Source organism: Brevibacterium sp. SIMBA_078, assembly GCF_046534565.1.
Classification (GTDB): Bacteria; Actinomycetota; Actinomycetes; order Actinomycetales; family Brevibacteriaceae; genus Brevibacterium.
Window position 1 is genome coordinate 1 of sequence record NZ_JAWRYQ010000136.1, and the last position, 295, is coordinate 295.

At 41.7% G+C, this 295-nt stretch carries 1 pseudogene; it reads right to left on the bottom strand.

From position 1 onward, the window contains the following. Positions 1–295 (bottom strand): annotated as a pseudogene (locus tag SB749_RS19185) (hypothetical protein); the annotation flags it as partial.

The window sequence follows — 295 nt, forward strand, 5'->3', positions numbered from 1 at the left end:
GCTCTAACAAATCACACTGCATGCTCCACCAATCGTCATTTGTGGTCCAAACATTGAGCGTTAGGTCGACTGAATTGTCACCCAGGTTAGTAACTCGAACAATAGGTGCTGGATCAGCGAATGACAATGGATTATCAGTAGCCAGTTTAATCATAATATCTTTAGCTGTTTTAATATCAGCGTCATAACCAATACCAAGTGTGATATCGACACGGCGATTGGGCAGCGAGCTATAATTGATAGTAGCACTGGTGGTGATATCACCGTTTGGAATAATAATATCGTGATTGGTGGT